This is a genomic window from Psychrobacter sp. 1Y1 (genome assembly GCF_051847395.2).
Classification (GTDB): domain Bacteria; phylum Pseudomonadota; class Gammaproteobacteria; order Pseudomonadales; family Moraxellaceae; genus Psychrobacter.
Window position 1 is genome coordinate 2,906,043 of the sequence record NZ_JBPYDF020000001.1, and the last position, 16,632, is coordinate 2,922,674.

The 16,632-nt window shown below is 41.6% G+C and carries 15 protein-coding genes; 3 read left to right on the top strand and 12 right to left on the bottom strand.

Annotated features, from left to right (window positions below; translation table 11 throughout):
• Positions 1–41 precede the first annotated feature (41 nt).
• The 5 genes from ACS8FA_RS26170 to ACS8FA_RS26190 form a co-directional block, all read right to left on the bottom strand.
• Entirely contained in the window at positions 42–500 is a 459-nt protein-coding gene (locus tag ACS8FA_RS26170; protein ID WP_439266856.1) for a hypothetical protein, read from the bottom strand.
• Positions 501–552: 52 nt separating this feature from the next.
• Entirely contained in the window at positions 553–834 is a 282-nt protein-coding gene (locus ACS8FA_RS26175) for an FAD assembly factor SdhE (protein ID WP_057761419.1), read from the bottom strand.
• Between the two features lie 126 nt (positions 835–960).
• Positions 961–1,854, bottom strand: coding sequence for a dihydropteroate synthase (folP, locus tag ACS8FA_RS26180; RefSeq protein WP_439266854.1), 894 nt, complete (start codon positions 1,852–1,854; stop codon positions 961–963).
• Between the two features lie 456 nt (positions 1,855–2,310).
• The gene (gene ftsH / locus ACS8FA_RS26185) at positions 2,311–4,206 is read right to left on the bottom strand and encodes an ATP-dependent zinc metalloprotease FtsH (RefSeq protein WP_057761422.1); all 1,896 of its coding nucleotides are present in this window, start codon (positions 4,204–4,206) and stop codon (positions 2,311–2,313) included.
• Positions 4,207–4,607: 401 nt separating this feature from the next.
• Positions 4,608–5,240 (bottom strand): RlmE family RNA methyltransferase, encoded by a 633-nt coding sequence (locus ACS8FA_RS26190; protein ID WP_057761424.1) that lies wholly within the window; start codon positions 5,238–5,240, stop codon positions 4,608–4,610.
• Between the two features lie 334 nt (positions 5,241–5,574).
• On the opposite strand from ACS8FA_RS26190, the gene ACS8FA_RS26195 reads away from it, so the two are divergent.
• Positions 5,575–5,886 (top strand): YhbY family RNA-binding protein, encoded by a 312-nt coding sequence (locus ACS8FA_RS26195; RefSeq protein WP_057761426.1) that lies wholly within the window; start codon positions 5,575–5,577, stop codon positions 5,884–5,886.
• 219 nt (positions 5,887–6,105) lie between these two features.
• Positions 6,106–6,879, top strand: a complete 774-nt coding sequence (locus ACS8FA_RS26200; protein WP_439266851.1) for a DOMON domain-containing protein — start codon at positions 6,106–6,108, stop codon at positions 6,877–6,879.
• Between the two features lie 154 nt (positions 6,880–7,033).
• On the opposite strand, the gene ACS8FA_RS26205 is transcribed toward ACS8FA_RS26200, so the two are convergent.
• A complete protein-coding gene (locus tag ACS8FA_RS26205; RefSeq protein ID WP_261869011.1) occupies positions 7,034–7,762 on the bottom strand; it encodes a CHAP domain-containing protein in 729 nt (242 codons plus the stop codon).
• 249 nt (positions 7,763–8,011) lie between these two features.
• On the opposite strand from ACS8FA_RS26205, the gene ACS8FA_RS26210 reads away from it, so the two are divergent.
• The gene (locus ACS8FA_RS26210; protein WP_439266848.1) at positions 8,012–8,527 is read left to right on the top strand and encodes a hypothetical protein; all 516 of its coding nucleotides are present in this window, start codon (positions 8,012–8,014) and stop codon (positions 8,525–8,527) included.
• Positions 8,528–8,824: 297 nt separating this feature from the next.
• Here ACS8FA_RS26210 and lpxC read toward each other — a convergent pair whose 3' ends face one another.
• The 6 genes from lpxC to murC form a co-directional block, all read right to left on the bottom strand.
• Positions 8,825–9,742 (bottom strand): UDP-3-O-acyl-N-acetylglucosamine deacetylase, encoded by a 918-nt coding sequence (gene lpxC, locus ACS8FA_RS26215; RefSeq protein ID WP_439266847.1) that lies wholly within the window; start codon positions 9,740–9,742, stop codon positions 8,825–8,827.
• Positions 9,743–10,066: 324 nt separating this feature from the next.
• Complete coding sequence (gene ftsZ / locus ACS8FA_RS26220) at positions 10,067–11,272, bottom strand: cell division protein FtsZ (RefSeq protein ID WP_439266846.1); 1,206 nt, start codon at positions 11,270–11,272, stop codon at positions 10,067–10,069.
• 266 nt (positions 11,273–11,538) lie between these two features.
• Positions 11,539–12,831 carry a cell division protein FtsA gene (gene ftsA / locus ACS8FA_RS26225; protein WP_439266844.1) on the bottom strand — a complete coding sequence of 431 codons (1,293 nt, stop codon included), beginning with the start codon at positions 12,829–12,831 and terminating at the stop codon, positions 11,539–11,541.
• 164 nt (positions 12,832–12,995) lie between these two features.
• Positions 12,996–13,784: a cell division protein FtsQ/DivIB gene (locus ACS8FA_RS26230; protein ID WP_439266842.1), complete on the bottom strand. Its 789-nt coding sequence runs from the start codon at positions 13,782–13,784 to the stop codon at positions 12,996–12,998.
• A gap of 377 nt (positions 13,785–14,161) precedes the next feature.
• Positions 14,162–15,154 carry a D-alanine--D-alanine ligase gene (locus ACS8FA_RS26235; protein ID WP_218870011.1) on the bottom strand — a complete coding sequence of 331 codons (993 nt, stop codon included), beginning with the start codon at positions 15,152–15,154 and terminating at the stop codon, positions 14,162–14,164.
• Between the two features lie 23 nt (positions 15,155–15,177).
• A complete protein-coding gene (murC, locus tag ACS8FA_RS26240; RefSeq protein WP_439266840.1) occupies positions 15,178–16,617 on the bottom strand; it encodes a UDP-N-acetylmuramate--L-alanine ligase in 1,440 nt (479 codons plus the stop codon).
• Between the last annotated feature and the right edge of the window lie 15 nt (positions 16,618–16,632).

Here is a 16,632-nt window from a genome sequence, read left to right on the forward strand (position 1 = left end):
TTCATCGTAAAAGGAGAAGTCTAAGACCAGTAGATAACCAGTTATCTAGCATTACCCTTACTGATATTGGTTAAAATATTTAATTGTCGCCATTGCTCAGAATTTACTTGGTCGCGGAATATAGTAGTCGAAAACGATCTTTGATAAGGCTCAACGATATTGAACTCGATACTCATCGCCCACTGGTAGCAATTTATATCGACTAACTCTGCTTGCCATAACTCATCGCCGCGGCCCGTTCGTATCAATAATTGCCATTCTTTATCAATCCGCTGACTGAGCGATGGCTGACTAATATGTAATAGGATTGGTCTCGATATAATCAGATAACTTGCGACCGCTGCCGAGACTATTAAGATCAGTAAATACTGCCATAAGGCCAAAGATGCAAACCATGCCAATATCATCATAACGCCAGTCAAAGCTACATATAGCAGCGCGCGTAAATAACTGGCATGCGTGATAACTGTATCAATACGTAGCGAGGTTACTAGCGTCATATAAGCGTACCATGGGAAACGTTAGATATTGTACTGACCCGTTCCTTAAGACCTAAACCAAGTCTTTGGTATGGCGCCATGTTTTTATCTTATTGACCAATGCCCAGATGTCATCCTCTTCTGGACGATTTTGATTGGTAAAATAGTCTAGCAAGTCTGGGTCTTCATGAGTGAGCATTTCTGCAAATGTTGCTTGTTCAGTAGCATCTGCTGTCAGGTACAGCTCTTTGACGTAAGGATCAATATAAAAATCCAATTCTTTTAATCCGCGGCGAGCTTGATAAATGATACGACGCTGTTCATTGGTCGGTTCTGGCTGAGTTGTACTTGTCATAGTTTTACTCTTATTAACTGAGATAGTTTTATTGGTTTAGATAGTTTAAAAATAGACGCTAAGCATAGCGTATAGAATATTTATAGTCTTGAAATCTCACTATGCATTCGGACATGTAGAATGAAATTAACAACGATATGCAGACAGTTGACTCCATAAGGCCACTGCTTGCTGCATCATCGCCACATTATGCGTACGAATGATACTTGCGCCTTGCTGTAAGGCCAATAGTCCAGCTGCGGTTCCTGCCGAATCACGTTCTACCGCTTGCGTCGTACTCACAGCTTCAGCACCACTTTTGGTCAATACTTCTGCTAAAAACCGCTTACGAGAAATGCCAAACATCATTGGCAGTCCTAATGTTTGCAAGCTGCTCAGCTGGCTTAACAATGCGCAGTGATGCTCATAGTTCTTAGCAAAACCAAAACCTGGATCGATAATGATATTGCTTTGTTTGACGCCGATGCTCACTACTTCGTTAATACGGTCGAGCAGCTCTGTACGCACTTCATCGATCACATTGTCATACTGTGCCAGATTATTCATTGTCGTTGGCTCACCGCGCATATGCATTAGCATGACTGGTATATCAAGCTTAGCCGCCAGCTCTGCCGCACCAGTACGTTTCAGTGCTCGTACATCGTTCCAAATGTCAGCACCTTCATTAAATGCTGCCTGCATGACTTCAGGACTGCTAGTATCAATCGATAACCAAATGGCATCACCACAGTGCTGACGAATGGCTCGGACCACTGGTACAACTCGTTGTATCTCATCATCAGTCGCCACAGTTTGCGCATTTGGACGAGTAGACTCACCACCGATATCGATAATAGTAGCGCCTTCATTTATCATCTGCTGACAATGAGCGACGGCTTTATCTACTGCGTTAAACTGCCCACCGTCTGAAAATGAATCTGGCGTTACGTTTAAGATGCCCATGACATGTGGCTGCGACAAATCTAAGGTTTTATCACGGCTAGACATTTGATATTTGGGTAAAGGTTGGAAAAATGACATGAATAATCCATCACAAGTAAAGTTTGTAATACAGTTTTAGGGCGTGTTGAACATTCGACCATGGCACTGACAGAGACTATTTTTTAGACAGTTCGACGTTAAAAATAGTAAGTTTAGTCATTCTAAGCGTGTATTTTTAACAATGAAATGGCAAAAAAGAGTCCTGTTTTCTTCTGTTAATATTAGAGCTGAGCCTAAAACTGCCCCCAGATCCATACAAGCAGTACGTTGCAAACCTATTTAAGGCTGGAGCATTACCGTCACTTTATGCCTTGTCTGGAAAGGTTTTAGCGATTAGCAGTGCCTATTTGTGAATGTTCAACACGCCCTATTTATTGTTATCTATGCTTATGATACCAGTAAATCTTATAGGGTTCTAAACCATTAATAAAATGATGACAATAAAAAAGCCCTTTATCATAAAGGGCTTTTCGTAAAACATGAATATGCTAGCACTTACATCGCTGGTAATGGTGGCGGTGTAGCACCAGTCGTTTTAACGTCATTTTTCGATAAGTTTACTTCGTTATGCTGATAAACTCTAGGTGGACGTGGTTCTTCACCTGCTAAGATATCTTGCAGCTGGTCACGATCAATAGTTTCCCAGTTCATCAGCGCATCAACCATTGCATGCATTTTGTCTTGGTTGGCTTCAATCAATTCACGAGCGATATCATATTGCTCTTCTAACATACGACGCACTTCTTCATCGACCTTCTGCTGCGTAGCTTCAGAGATGGTACGACCACCACCGCCGAAATATCCTTGCGAGTTATCGTCATCTTCGTACACCATAATACCAAGTGCATCAGACATACCGTACTTCGTGACCATCGCACGTGCCATTTTAGTAGCACGTTCAAAGTCATTCGAAGCACCCGTTGACATTTGATTGATAAACACTTCTTCAGCAATACGACCACCGAACAAAATAGCAATGTCGCTCAGCATTTTCGACTTATACATACTAGTCTGATCATGCTCAGGCAACTGCCAAGTGACACCAAGGGCAAAGCCACGCGGCATGATAGTAACCTTATGCACCGGATCTGTACCTGGCAATAGCTCAGCTACTAACGCATGACCCGCTTCATGATATGCAGTCGCACGGCGCTCTTCTTCGCGGATCACCATGGACTTGCGTTCAGGACCCATATATAGCTTGTCTTTTGCATCTTCAAAGTCATTCATATCGACGCTAGTCTTGTTGCGACGCGCGGCGAACAATGCAGCTTCGTTTACAAGGTTGGCAAGCTGTGCACCACTGAATCCAGGCGTACCACGAGCAAGAGAACTGGCATCTACACTAATTGTGTTTGGCAGTTTTTTCAAATGAACTTTTAGGATTTGTTCACGGCCTTTGATATCCGGCAAGCCTACTTGTACCTGACGGTCAAAACGACCTGGACGCAGTAATGCTTTATCAAGCACGTCAGCACGGTTAGTTGCAGCAATAACGATAACGCCTTCATTGCCCTCAAAACCATCCATTTCAACCAATAACTGGTTCAATGTCTGCTCGCGCTCATCATTACCGCCGCCCATACCGGAACCACGATGACGACCGACTGCATCAATCTCATCAATAAAAATGATACAAGGAGCGCTTTTCTTCGCTTGTTCGAACATATCGCGTACGCGTGATGCACCAACACCGACGAACATTTCAACAAAATCAGAACCTGAAATTGAGAAAAACGGCACTTTAGCTTCACCAGCAATAGCTCTCGCTAACAAGGTTTTACCTGTACCAGGAGGACCTACCATCAAGATACCACGAGGAATCGTTGCACCCAACTTGGTAAATTTGTCTGGATCACGTAAGAATTCAACTACTTCAACGACTTCTTCTTTAGCTTCTTCACAACCAGCCACATCTTCGAAGTTAACGTTGATTTGATCTTCGGTCAGCATTTTCGCTTTCGATTTACCAAAGCTCATTGGGCCGCCACCTTTACCGCCAGCACCGCCTTGCATATTACGCATAAAGAATAAGAACAGACCAATAATCAATAGAATTGGGAAGCTGGCTATCAGTAATTGCATCAATACACTTTGGCGCTTTGGTGCAGTTCCTTGAACTTCGACTTGGTTCTCACGTAGCATTGGCATGAGCTGGTCATCTGACACAGCTGGTCTAATGGTCTCAAAAGATGAGCCATTTTTCTTTTCGCCGGTGATCTGTTCGCCGTCGATCTCGACACTGGCTACTTGGTTTTCTGACACTGCGGTCACAAACTCAGAGTAGTTAAGGTTATCCGGCTCAGAGGATTGATCAAAGCCGCTAAACACCAGCACCAAAACGCCGATTACCACCAGCCACAATAAGGTATTTTTTACCATGTCGCTCACTAGTTATTCCCATCCCTTACTTATTGGTGTGTTTATTAAACACGTGACGTCTATAAACGTATTGCTCATTTTTAACGAATATCCCGATAATAAAAAACTGCTAAATTAAACTTATATGATTTATAGGTAGCCTAAAAATTGTTTTTATAAATAATCATTATGAGATAAACATAGATATACGATCACTGAGCTTGTAAAACGCTTATTATCAGACGACTTTGCCTAAAACGTATGCTAAAAACAAAGGTAATATACCATGATATGTGGTGCTAACCCGCATAATTCAAGCAGGTTTCACGATTATTCATTTAACAATTTACGCATCTTTTATATCGCGATAATAACACTTTATGGTGGTTTACCCTCACGCTTACAAGAGTAGCAACCTATTGATGTTAAAACTATTTAATCGCTATCCAAAACATCTCTTTTGAGCGTGGTCGTGACGCACCTGGCTTTATACTACGAATCTTACTAAAATCCTGCTGCATCTGCTTGCGTAATTCTTGTGTACCCTCACCTTGAAACACTTTCATAATAAGTGCGCCACCTTCTGGTAAGGTTGCGAGCGCGAAGTCTACTGCTAGCTCACATAAGTACATCATACGTGGCTGATCGATAGCGCTATTTCCCGCAGTATTGGGTGCCATGTCAGACAATACCACGTCGACTTGTCTATCACCCACTTCTGCCATAATGGCATCAAACACTTCAGCTTCACGAAAATCACCCTGAATAAAGGTCACATCAGGCAAGGTATCCATCGCCAAAATATCAGAGGCAATCAAGATACCATCATCACCTACCAATCGACCAGCGACTTGTGACCAGCTACCAGGCGCACTGCCCAAATCTACGACCGTCATGCCTTTTTTGATCAGGTTGGTTTTTTCATTAATCTCTAATAATTTATAAGCGGCACGGGCACGGTAGCCATCTTTTTGAGCTTTTTGCACATAATGATCGTCAATATGCTCTTTCATCCAAGCACTGCTGCTCTTTGATAGTTTTTTGTTTTCGATACGCGTGGCCAAAATACCTGCTCCTATTGCTTTACTAAATCTAGCTGCTTTAATTGCTCTATCACTTACAGACTGATATTAATCCGTTGCGGATTATTCTAAATACAGTGTTAATCAGATTTTTTATTCATGGTTGGTTGCAAACTGACCAAATTCTATTGGTTAAATAACTGTTTTATAAGGCAGTAGCGTTTATAATGTACCAAACATTCAGTTTAACATTTTCGTCACGTAAAATCGTGCAAAATCCTGCTGATCTCATGCAAGATGGTCACAGATTATCTATAATGATCAATAACTGTTTTTGACAGTACCATTTTTATTTTTACCAACACTTAGGAATTCTATGCAACTCGATAACGCTACCATCAAACGTCTAAAAGGCATCGGTCACGAGCTAAAGCCTATCGTTATGATCGGCAACAAGGGTATTACCCCAACCATTACTGAAGAAATCGATCGCGCGCTAACAGATCATGAGCTTATCAAAGTGAAATTGCCTGCTGGCACGAAAGAAGAGCGTGACATCGTTGGCGCTGAACTTGCTAAAGCGGCTAATGCGTCTTTGGTTCATTCTATTGGTCGTATGGCATTATTACTACGCAAAAACCCAAATGCCAATCCAAAACTGTCTAACCTAGCACGTCACGCACAGTAATATGTCATGCCCGACTAGACTTAAGTGACTGGGTTTTATACTCACTTATATCATAGCCAAACGATAATGAAATACAAAGGCCGCGACGCATCTTGCTCGCGGCTTTTATGTTTTCCGATAGTCTTGGTTATACTTACCCTATAGTATTAGTATCCTTAATCAGTACGATTTCTCTTGTCACTATCACCTCTTTATTATTACCATCGAGATGTACTTATAATGAACCAATCTTTTAACCTCTCTATAGCCACCGAGACGATAGCAAAAGACGCTCAGCAATTAGGCGTGTCTATAGAAGCGCTTGAGAATATCTCTATCAAAGTAAGTGCAGAGATCATCCAACAGCCAGCTTTGCAACTAGTGCTGACCTATGAAGTGACTCTGCCTAGCCAAATTCTAGCAAACCAACTCAATTGGTCAACATGGCAACAAACTCAAGTAAATTTCACTGATTACCTATGGGAAGAAACGTGCCTTGAATGTTTTATTGCTGGCAGTGAGGTTGATGGTAGTAAGACTGATGCTGAAGATATCGTGGCATCTGACCAGACAGAACTGCACAAGATACCATTTCAGCAAGCAACCGCTTATATAGAGATTAATGCTAACCCTGATGGTCGTTACGCACTTTATCAATTTGTGAGCTATCGTAACCCTGCGGTACTACCGCCTGCACCGTTGTACGAGACCGATGGAACCACGCGCGTATCTATTGGTTGGAATAACCATAAGGATTTGACATCCTTAACAGTAGCAAGCCTACTATCTAGCACTTTAACGGCAGTGCAGACACCTGCTCATTATGAGCGCAGCTTTAGCCTACCTATAACGCAGCTACCAAATCAACAATACGCTATTGCAAACATGAGGATCGAGCAAATACATCCTTGTGTCATCTTATGGTTTGGCAAAACTGACTTATACTTTGCCTCGGGCCATGCCTTCCCGCCTGATTTTCACAATCGCGACTATTGGCCAAAATTTGAGCTTTGATTTGTTTATATGAGCTGAACTCATTTAAATACAGCGATTCTTAGATATAATTATTCAAAGCACAAAAAAACCCAGTAATGTCATAAAGAGCATTACTGAGCTTGGAGAAAACCTTAGTTCTATTTAACTGATGCTTACTTCATTTAACCGATGTTTATTTGTCAGCCATCGCAAGGTAGATACCACGATCTGATGCATCATCAACATACTGCGAATCACGCCATGTCGTATAGCTGTATGTACCGCTATAAGGGCTAATGCTGTTTTGACGGAAATCAGATACCCAGTCATTGCCATCAAAAATCTGGATATGGCCATGTGGACGGCTTGACGTGCGGTTATAGACAACGACATCACCAACTTGTGGTGCCATGTCGTTACTGATCTTGGTAAAGCCGGCTTGGGCTAGCGTGCCACGAGAGGCGTACTGATAGGCTGAAGGGTTAGGCGTAAATTCGTAACCTGCTGACTGTAGTGCTTTTCGTACATAACGGGCACAATAACCAGAGCTTCTAGACAAAGCCACTCGTGATGCGCGTGCTGCAGCAATAGCAGGTGCAGAATTACTATCAGGGATACGACTTGCTTGCTGCTGACGCTGCTCGTATGATAAGCGGCTAGTAAGTGAGGCTAGCTGATATTCTTTTTGCTTCGCATGAGCACTTAGGTTGTCAATGGCTTGACTGATTTCATCATTGCTATATACATGTGCACCACTGTTAGTGCTATAGATGTTGCGACTAGAACCATAGTTGGCAGAAGTAGAGATATTTGTGATGGTATGACTCAAGGTATTATTTGGTTGAAAGGTTGTCTCGGCAGCACCACTTGTCTGTGCGATACCCATTCCCAATACTGACAAAATTAATAAAGCTTGTTTCATAAATTTACTACCTATTGTTAATACAAGTCTGCTCGTCATCCATAACGAAGCATCAATTAATTTAGAGGATATAATCATCAAATAGACGTGATAAAATCCCTATTACAACGGTTCATTCTTTTCAAATAGTGACTAGTGCCAGTAGTACCTCCCACCTAGTCAACTATCTTATAAGCCATCTGCTATATATTGCTTTTGGCATGTCTGTTATGAGTATCGAGTGTGTCACCTATTAGATGAGTACTTACGATGTCAAAAAAAAAACCTAATCGGCTTGCCCAGCTTATAGATCATCAAGCATTTGCTGGTAGCGCGCTACCTCAAACCCTTGCTAACAACATGCGACTATATATAGAAGCAACCAGCGAGATAAAAGAGCTATTAGTAGACTGTCTACCTGAAGAAATACTCAATACCTGTTGGGTTGTAGGCTTAACACCTGAGCAGTTGATATTAAGTGTTAGCTCAATGACAGCAGCAAATCACATTCGCTATTTACATAGCTCGTATTTGCAAATACTAACAGAGCAGTCAATTACATTTAAACAACTCAAGCAAATTCGCGTCGTTGTGACTAAAAACTCTACTGATAATTACTCATCTAAACAATCATCAGCATCGTTACTGCACTTACCAAATTCTCGTAAAGCCAATGAAAATCAGGCGCTTAGCCAGAACACAAAACGGACTATATCACAGGCTGCTGAGCATGTCACCACTGATGAAAGTCTCAAAAAAGCCCTTTTGCGTTTGATAAATCACTAAAAACAAGAAGACCGTATTGTAAACTTATGTAAACAGAACCCTAAAATAAGATTGAGAATACTAGCTTTTTGTAATTCAATAGACAAAAAAAATCATCCAGCGCCTCTATTCATTATAGAAAGAGAAACGTTGGATGACTTAAAAAATGTTTAAAGCTTTTATATGCTCTAGCCTAGAGCATAGTAACAAAAAAATATAGACTTTATATTCATAATATATAATATTATATAAATGTAACTATAACGTCTCTATGTAATATTGCGTAAATGTTTCGATACTTCGTGTATATTCCTGTATTTATCCTTCAACTACTAAGCCATTTAATGGTAAATACTCAATTGGACAAGTTACATTGTCATCAAAAGTTACAATTTCAAAGTTATCTTCGTCAGATAGTATTTCACGTACTAATAAATTATTTAGAGCATGACCAGACTTATAGGCATTAAAACGACCTAAAATTGGATAGCCAATCAGATGTAAATCTCCTAAGGCATCTAAAATTTTATGACGGACAAACTCATCATTAAAACGTAAGCCTTCGGCATTAAGTATGTTGGCATCATCGATAACGATGGCGTTTTCCATACTGCCACCTAATGCTAGGTTATTTTGACGTAGCGCTTCTATATCACGTAAAAATCCAAAAGTACGCGCAGTGCTTAATTGTTCGATGAAGTTCTGTGTAGAGAACTGCAACTGTGCATGCTGAAAGTTCTTATCAAACGCAGGATGATCAAAGTCAATCTCAAAGTTTAATTCATACCCTTCATAAGGACGTAGCTCTGCCCACTTATCTTCTAGCTTTACTCGTACTGGACGTACAATTTTAATGAATTTCTTGGCCGCTTCTTGCTCACAAAATCCTGCATCTAGTAAGAGCGCGACAAAAGGCGCAGCGCTACCATCCATAATTGGTATCTCTGAAGCAGAGACACGAACTAACAGATTGTCTACTCCTAGACCAGCAATGGCACTAAGCAGATGCTCAACCGTGCCCACTCGTGTACTGCCAAATACTAAGTTCGATGACATCATCGTGTCTTGTACTAAAAACGCACTCGCTGGAATTGGTTGACTACCTTCTATATCAGAGCGCTCGAAAACAATACCAGTGTCAATCGGCTGTGGATGAAACTCCAAGTCAACAGGCTGACCACTATGTAGACCAGTACCCGTAACGGCTATTGCTGTTTTTATGGTTCTTTGGTTCATGGTTGTCTTCTCACATATTTTGTTACAAATGACATAGTGTACCATTACCGACCCCTTATTCGCTATATATAAAAAGCGCTAATTTTCTTATCTCCTTGATTGATAACACTTATCGTCAATATTCTATTGCTGATTTTTACTTTATATGGCCTACCTAATGCTATAAAACAATGAGGCTCATATACGTTTCGACAATCATATACATATAGATTACATAGAAAATTGTCATAATTTTTCTTATACAAGACGTTTCATTTTTCCTTAACCACAAAAAAACCAGCGTTAAAACGCTGGCTTTTTCTTACTCACAGTAAATTAGAAGTACTATTTATTCTGTTGACGCTTTAAATAGTCTTGAATACTATTTGTTTTCGTCTTAGGCTGCTCTTGAGGTGCACTTGCGCTAGGACGTGCAACGGTATCTTGATGCTGCTGAGCTTGTAACTGCTTCTGACTATTTAAAGCGCTGGTATGCACGTTAGGATCAACAGGTTGCGTGCTATTAACAGAAGGTACTGGCTGCTCTACTACTTCTGGCTCTTGACCTGCGTTTTCATCTAACGTTAAGCCAGTTGCGATGACAGTTACATGTAAGTCGTCACCCATTTTTTCATCAATCACAGAACCGTAGAAAATATGAGCGTCGTCAATATCAGTAATTTCTTCGACTATTGCACTGATTTTGCTCATTTCATCTAGTGACAATGACTCTGAGGAAATAACGTTAACCAGTAGACCTTTTGCATTTTCTAAACGCAAATCATCAAGTAGTGGTGATCTGATGGCTTTTTCAGTCGCTTGACGCGCACGATCATCACCGCTGGCACGGCCAATACCCATCATCGCATGACCTTTCGCAGTCATTGCCGTACGGATATCGTTAAAGTCAATATTGATCATACCTTCGCTAGCGATGGTTTCCGCAATACCTTGAACGGCATGCAGCAATACATCATCCGCTTTTTTAAAAGCATCTTGCATAGAGATGTTGCCGTATACACTCATCAACTTATCATTTGGAATCGTGATAATTGAGTCGACAAAGTTAGTCAGCTGCTCAATACCTGCTTTAGCAGCTTTGATACGCTTACCACCTTCAAATTTGAATGGCGTGGTCACAACCGCAACGGTCAGCACTTCCATTTCCTTCGCAATACGAGCAACAACTGGCGCTGCGCCTGTACCAGTACCGCCGCCCATACCAGCAGTGATAAATACCATATCCGAGTGCTCAAGCAATGCGCGAATCGCTTCTTCTTCGCTCTCTGCTGCTTCACGACCGACTTCTGGATTTGCGCCTGCCCCTAGACCACGGTTCGTTTTTGCACCTAATTGCAGTTTGTGCGGTGCAGTAAGACGATCTAGTGCTTGTTTATCTGTATTGGCACAAACGAACGTTACACCTCTGATGCCTTGCTGTACCATATGTTCAACTGCATTACCGCCGCCGCCACCAACACCGAATACAGTGAAGCTTGCTTGGCCATTGTTTTGAAGCTGATTATCATCTGGCATGGTGTATTTTGACATAAAAAAGATTCTCCAGTTGCAGATAGCGTGTAAGTCGATACATAGTAACGCACTCATGTGGCGCGCTATCGACATACTATATATAAATGTATTTAAATAAAACAGGGTATGGCTAAAATCGATCAGTATAGACAATAATATGTCATTATCACTTAATACTTTATTTTTAAAACTAATTTATTCGCAATGTTACTTTATTTTCTTGTTTAACCAACTTAGAGATATTCCATAATGTATGAATGCTCTAGATATGAGGTTAAACAGATCTATAATATTTTCTTTAAAACGTTTGCAAACCGTTGACCTGCACTCCGAAACACGCCTGATACACGATTGTTTTGAATCGCTTCAGGTTCGCTTTTTTCGCTACGGCGGAATTGCTCACTCTGACTATATAACAATGTGCCAAAAGCAGTCTGATAAGCACGGTCATTCACTTGACTATTAAGTAGCTTAAATGACTCATCATTATCAAAATGATTATAAGCACTGATAGCAGGATGGGTATTGGTCAATACAACAGGCATTTTTAGTAGCTTTTTGGCAAAGGGTATCATACCTTTAATCGTACTACCGCCGCCAGTCAACACAATCCCTTTATCGATATAGCCTATCAAACCTGCTTCGTGTAATTGACGCGCTACTTCAGTGAATATCTGAACGTAACGAGCTTCAATAATACGTGCCAAGTTATAGATACCAATATTTATTTCGTCGCCCGATCCTTGAGGCTTGAACAAAAAGAAGGCGCTTGGATCGACACTATTGACATCAGCTGTACCATGAGACTTCTTCAGCTTTTCAGCTTCAATCATGGAAATACCAAAATCAGCTGAAATATCCATTGTCACTTCATGACTGCCTGTTGCTATACAATGTGTAAAAATCAACTTATTCTCTTTATACACACAAATGCTGGTCGTACTAGCACCAATATCTACTAAGCAAACGCCTTGCTGACGTTCCTCAGTCATCAAACTATACTCAGCGCTGGTCACTGCATCGAAAACAATATGATCAATGCCGACGTCACAACTTTGCAATAGCTTTTGGATATTCTGACGGCTGGCAACAGGCATCATCATCATGTGGTACATCACGGTGATATTGTGTGCCATCATCTCGATGACATCATCCACCATAAAGTCTTGCTCATCGACATAGATACCTTGCTGACAGCAATGCATCAAATAATAGTCAGATGATAAATCACGCGACTTTGCATTAGCCAATGCTTGTACCATATCTTGGGCACGTACAACTTCATCTTCTACTTTGACCTCTCCAGCACTGTTTTTGCTAGATAGCTCAGGGGTCGCAAGCGTTAACCAAACACTATGCACACGGCAGTTAGCGGTGTCTTCTGCTTCTTGAATGGCTTGCTTGATAGCACCTTGCAGACGTTCACGATGCTTTATTTGACCTTGATAAAAATCGCTGTTTTTAACTTGTCCTACGCCCAAAATACGAATGTCTTTTGCAGAGACAACATTGCCTATGACGACATATACTGCCGTGGCACTTAGATGGACAACAACCAGATTTTCATTATTTTTCATGGTACCAGACAAATTATCGCTAAATAGAAGAGCAAGTGATGCTCTTCTATTAAATCATTAAAAAAAGCGTTACTAATACGCTATGATGTTGTACATATTTTCTTCAAACTAAATAAACCGTATTAGCTCACATCGGTTATGTATAGATGTAGTGCTTACTTAGGCTATTCTGATTCAGCACTCTGTGTTACGTTCCAAGCGATGGTAAAGCCATTTTTGTATCGTAAATCTACAGACTGCATTTCATCTCGACGCGTACTTAACTGATTGCCAAGCAACTGGCTTAAATTCAGTAGTTTTTGCGCCGTATTTTCATTGTCTACAATCACACGTAATCCATTGTCAAAGCGGATTAGCCAAGTCATTCTCGGTGACAGAATGATATCGTCGACCTGCATACCAAGCGGTGCATACCAATCATTGACCTGCTGCATTTGTTGCATAATAACTGGCGCTTGAGACATCTCACCCTGTAAGGTCGCAAAACGTTCTTGTGTTAAATCTCTACTATCAGCAGGAACAAATACAGCGCCTTTTGCATCGACCAAACGTTCTGTACCAAAATTAGCAACTGCTTGCTTGGGTAATGCATTGATGACGATGCCGCGTTGCCAATCACGAGAAATACTCACTTGGTCTACCCAAGCTAAGCCCATCGTAATGTCGCGTAATGTTTGCAAATCAGAAGTAAAAAAGCTACTTACTTGCTGTTGCTCCATCACGTCTTGTAATGAGCGATATTGAGCAGCAGACAAACCTTGATTACTGACATAAATATTTGCTGGCGGTGCATCACGCAGCGCTTTGCCGCCCATCATTAATATTAGCACTAGCAAACCTAAGACCAGTACCATAAATAGATACTTTACCGTTGCCGGTACTTGGATTTTAGATTTTGGGCGACCGGCTGTATCACTCATCAAGTCAGTTACCTCGTTGACAGTTTGAGCCATAACGACCTTTGTCCCTATATTTGCATAAAACTGATCATGCTATTTATTGATATAAATCTGCGTATTTTTGGCAGAAGCTTATTAAGTTGATATGTTATCAAATTTTATTAAAAATATAGCTTATATACAGCGATTACGTTGATTTAAACGTAACATTTTTCTTAAATTATGAATAAGTTATCAGCTGTATTCATAAAACAACATAAATATCACCGAAATAGACCTATTCTTACAATATTAACGTATTTTATGTTCAAACAATAGCCAAACACCAACTAGTAGCAGCGAATTTACACAAGTTTACATGAAGCTGTGGTGTAGCAGCTCTAGTGACACAAAGAGCCGTCACTATCTGCTTAATTTAGTTGATTTAACAGTTATAGCGTTTGCGCCAAAATGTGCCAGCATAGTGCATCAAAATCTAATCCACGAGCTTTGGCCGCCATCGGAACCAAACTATGACTGGTCATACCTGGCACGGTATTGATTTCGAGCAACCAAAAATTGCCTGCTTCGTCTTGCATAGCATCAATACGCCCCCAGCCTTTTGCATCTACTGCACGAAATGCCGCAAGGCTTAAATCTTGCAAGTGCTTTTCATCAGCAGCGCTCAATCCACAGGGGATGTAGTAACTGGTATCGTTACGATTGTACTTGGCTTCAAAATCATAGAAATTAGTGATATCAGCTGGTTCGAGACGAATCACTGGATAGGCTTCGTCATCGATAATCACAATCGTAAATTCGCGACCTGTAATCCAGCGCTCAGCCATCACCGCATCACCACATTCCACTGCAGTTGCATAAGCAGCAGGCAGTTCGTCAAGGTGGTTGACCTTGGTCATGCCAATGCTCGAACCTTCATGAACTGGTTTAATGATAAGTGGCAGACCTAACATATTAACCACTTGCTGCCAGTCAGTATCAGCTGTCAATAATGAAAATGGTGCAGTTGATAAGCCGCAGCCTTGCCACAATTGCTTGGTACGTACTTTGTCCATACCTAGTGCAGAAGCTAGAATACCTGAGCCTGTTTGCGGTATGTCAAACCACTGTAATACGCCTTGCAACAAGCCATCTTCGCCGCCGCGACCATGCAACACATTAAACACGCGGTCGAATTTGCGTAGCTCAGTAATGTCTTGATGCTTTGGATCAAAGTGAGTGGCATCAACGCCTTGGTTTTGGAGCGCTTGTAATACTGCCGCACCACTGTCCAAAGACACGCTACGCTCATTGCTACTGCCACCATAAATAACGGCTACTTTGCCAAATTGACTGGCATCTTTTGCATGAGTCGTCGTGTCTAAAGATGTATCGTTGATAGCTGCATTTTGAGTGCTATTATTGTCTTTATTATCAGTTGTCATGAGGATTGTCCCTAAATTTTAGCTTACTTAATATAAAGGTTATTGGCAGCCAAATCGATAGCAATCTGCCCGACATTACCAGCGCCTTGGGTAATCAGCATATCGTTGGCTTTTAATAAACGCTGCATAACAGGAGCTAGATTGTCTTTATCAATAATAGTCGGTTCAACTTCACCGCGCAAACGGATACTACGAGCTAGTGATTTGGTATCAGCGCCCGTAATCGGGCTCTCACCTGCTGAATAAACATCTAATAATAATAGCTCATCAACGCTCGATAGCACTTCTACAAAATCATCGTAGCAATCACGGGTACGGCTATAACGATGCGGCTGAAATAGCATCACTAAACGACGATCAGGGAAGCTTTGACGAGCGGCTTTAATGGTCGCATCGACTTCTTTTGGATGATGACCATAATCATCAATCAATAAGACATTACCATCATCGATATCGACAGAGGCATGCTGCTCAAAACGACGGCCCACGCCTTCAAATTTCTGCAGGGCACGCTCAATCGCTGCATCATCAACGCCTTCATCAGTCGCCATCGTGATGGCAGCAAGCGCGTTATAAACGTTATGTGTACCAGGAATGTTCAACGTCAGGCGTAATGGCTCACGGTCACGGCGCAATACGGTAAAGTGGGTTTTAGTGCCTTCAGTCACTAAATCAACACCTTGCACATCATTAAAAGGCTCAAGACCAAAAGTCAGTACAGGGCGACCAATATCATCAATCATCGCATACAGCTCCGGATCATCACCGCAGACCACTGCCAAACCGTAAAATGGCATGTTTTGTAGAAACTGGATATAGGCGGCTTTTAATTTATCAAAGCTGTTTTCGTAGGTTTCCATATGGTCTTGGTCGATGTTAGTCACAATCGCGGCCATCGGATGCAATGACAAGAACGATGCATCAGACTCATCAGCCTCTGCTACCAAGAAACGGCTGCTACCCAATGCTGCATTTTTGCCTGACGCATTTAACTTACCGCCGATAACATAGGTAGGATCTAGCTGTCCTTCTGCCATCATTGTGGTGAGCAAACTCGTCGTTGTCGTTTTACCATGCGCGCCAGCAACTGCGATACCATGACGATAACGCATTAGTTCACCAAGCATATCGGCGCGGCGTACTACTGGCAGGCGAGCTTCAAGTGCCGCTTTCACCTCAGGATTGCTACGATCAATCGCTGATGAGACAACGATAACGTCAGCATTGGCAATGTTTTTGGAGTCATGGCCAATCGATATCTCAATACCGATTTGCTGTAGACGCTTAGTCACCAAGCTTTCTGCGATGTCAGAACCACTGACCTGATAGCCTTGATTGTTCATCACCTCAGCGATACCGCACATGCCTGAGCCACCAATACCGATAAAATGCAAATGCTGAATGCGGCGCATTTCTGGTATTTCAATCAAACGCTTAGGTAGAGCTTTCGCAGAGGTAGGCATAAGGATCTCTCTTTA

Bases quoted from the DNA above. Each gene is read 5' to 3' on its own strand.
- ACS8FA_RS26170 (WP_439266856.1), bottom strand. From the start codon at position 500: ATGACGCTAGTAACCTCGCTACGTATTGATACAGTTATCACGCATGCC.
- ACS8FA_RS26175 (WP_057761419.1), bottom strand. From the start codon at position 834: ATGACAAGTACAACTCAGCCAGAACCGACCAATGAACAGCGTCGTATC.
- folP (WP_439266854.1), bottom strand. From the start codon at position 1,854: ATGTCATTTTTCCAACCTTTACCCAAATATCAAATGTCTAGCCGTGAT.
- ACS8FA_RS26195 (WP_057761426.1), top strand. From the start codon at position 5,575: ATGCAACTCGATAACGCTACCATCAAACGTCTAAAAGGCATCGGTCAC.
- ACS8FA_RS26200 (WP_439266851.1), top strand. From the start codon at position 6,106: ATGAACCAATCTTTTAACCTCTCTATAGCCACCGAGACGATAGCAAAA.
- ACS8FA_RS26205 (WP_261869011.1), bottom strand. From the start codon at position 7,762: ATGAAACAAGCTTTATTAATTTTGTCAGTATTGGGAATGGGTATCGCA.
- ACS8FA_RS26210 (WP_439266848.1), top strand. From the start codon at position 8,012: ATGTCAAAAAAAAAACCTAATCGGCTTGCCCAGCTTATAGATCATCAA.
- lpxC (WP_439266847.1), bottom strand. From the start codon at position 9,742: ATGAACCAAAGAACCATAAAAACAGCAATAGCCGTTACGGGTACTGGT.
- ftsZ (WP_439266846.1), bottom strand. From the start codon at position 11,272: ATGTCAAAATACACCATGCCAGATGATAATCAGCTTCAAAACAATGGC.
- ftsA (WP_439266844.1), bottom strand. From the start codon at position 12,831: ATGAAAAATAATGAAAATCTGGTTGTTGTCCATCTAAGTGCCACGGCA.
- ACS8FA_RS26230 (WP_439266842.1), bottom strand. From the start codon at position 13,784: ATGGCTCAAACTGTCAACGAGGTAACTGACTTGATGAGTGATACAGCC.
- ACS8FA_RS26235 (WP_218870011.1), bottom strand. From the start codon at position 15,154: ATGACAACTGATAATAAAGACAATAATAGCACTCAAAATGCAGCTATC.
- murC (WP_439266840.1), bottom strand. From the start codon at position 16,617: ATGCCTACCTCTGCGAAAGCTCTACCTAAGCGTTTGATTGAAATACCA.